This is a genomic window from uncultured Aurantimicrobium sp., assembly GCF_936931525.1.
Taxonomy (GTDB): domain Bacteria; phylum Actinomycetota; class Actinomycetes; order Actinomycetales; family Microbacteriaceae; genus Aurantimicrobium.
Window position 1 is genome coordinate 1 of the sequence record NZ_CAKZII010000163.1, and the last position, 1,633, is coordinate 1,633.

The 1,633-nt window shown below is 50.8% G+C and carries 1 protein-coding gene and 1 pseudogene; one reads left to right on the plus strand and one right to left on the minus strand.

Going from position 1 to position 1,633, the window contains the following annotated elements; translation table 11 throughout:
- The first annotated feature begins 20 nt into the window (after positions 1-20).
- Positions 21-1,060: pseudogene (gene trpD / locus Q0362_RS08285) on the plus strand (anthranilate phosphoribosyltransferase).
- Here trpD and Q0362_RS08290 read toward each other — a convergent pair.
- On the minus strand, positions 1,057-1,633 hold a 577-nt coding region (locus Q0362_RS08290; protein ID WP_298122458.1), incomplete at its 5' end, for an FGGY-family carbohydrate kinase. The pseudogene trpD and the gene Q0362_RS08290 sit on opposite strands and share 4 nt — an antisense overlap.

Here is a 1,633-nt window from a genome sequence, read left to right on the forward strand (position 1 = left end):
GTGCAAGTAGCCTGTTACCTATGGCTGAAAACATCTCGTTGGCACAATTGCTCAACGCCCTCCTCAATGGCACTGATTTGACCATTTCAGAAGCCGAATGGGCAATGAATCAAATCATCACGGGAAATGCCACAAATGCTCAGATTGCAGGTTTCCTCATTGCGTTACGCGCAAAGGGAGAAGCAGTTCATGAAGTTGTGGGATTCAGAGACGCTGGTCTAGCCAATGCCCTTGATTTACCCTTGCCTGCTATGGCCCTGGACATTGTTGGCACCTGGTGAGATCGCCACAACACGGTGAATATCTCAAGCACCGCAGCAATCGTTGCTGCCGCAGCAGGTATTCCCGTTGTAAAGCATGGAAATAGGGCAGCCAGTAGTGCTTCTGGGTCTTCCGATGTCCTTTCTGAACTCGGCATTAATCTCAACCTCTCCAACACTGAGGTTGCTGATGTACTCAATGAGACAGGCATTACTTTCGCCTACGCAGCTGCATTTCACCCTGGTTTTCGCCATGTTGCCGAAGCTCGTCGCGAACTCGGTGTGCCCACCATCTTCAATGTTTTAGGGCCTTTGTGTAATCCAGCCCGCCCGGAAGCTTCCGCGGTAGGTGTTGCACAGCTTGACCGTGTCCCTCTGATTACCGGTGTTTTCCGCACACGTGATGCGACAGCTCTTGTTTTCCGTGGTGATGATGGACTAGATGAGCTGACGACAACCGGTCACAGTCACATTTGGGCCAAATTGTTGAACACGACTTGGATCCTTCTGATCTGGGCATTGCTCGAGCAAGTTTGGAAGATTTCCGCGGGGGAGAACCCTCTTACAACGCACAGATACTTAAGGACACTCTCGCGGGAGAACGAGGGGCTGTCAGGGACATTGTTCTGCTCAATGCAGCTGCTGGTCTTGTTGCTTATGACCTTGCTCAAGATTCATCACAGGTCCTTCGACCAATTACTGAGCGTCTGTCTGAAAAGCTTGTCATCGCTGCAGAATCTATCGATTCCGGAAGGGCCACACTTCAGCTTGAGAAGTGGATAGCGGCAACTCAGCGTTAAAGCTGAATTGAATCCTCATCAATCCAGTTCAGGCTCTTTTCAACTGCCTTGTTCCAAACTCTGAGGAGTTTTGCGCGTTCAGAATCGTCAATCTGAGGAAGCCAGCGCTTTTCTTCCTGCCACAAGCCTCGAAGCTCATCGGTATTTGCCCAGAAACCAACAGCTAATCCAGCTGCATAAGCAGCACCTAATGCCGTCGTTTCAGCAATAACTGGTCGAATAACGGGTACACCCAGCAGGTCTGCTTGAAATTGCATCAAGAGTTCATTGGCGATCATTCCACCGTCTACGCGCACTTCTGAGAGCTTCACGCCGGTATCTGCATTAGTTGCATCTAATACTTCACGGGTTTGAAAAGCAACTGCTTCCAACGCAGCTCGAGCAATGTGAGCTTTATTCACGAAACGGGTCAGACCCACAATCGCTCCTCGGGCATCTGGTCGCCAGTGAGGAGCAAAAAGACCGCTGAAAGCTGGAACAAAGTACGCACCGCCGTTGTCCGGAACAGACAGTGCAAGTGTCTCTACTTCACTGGCGGAAGAGATGATCCCCAGGTTGTCCCGCAGCCATTGA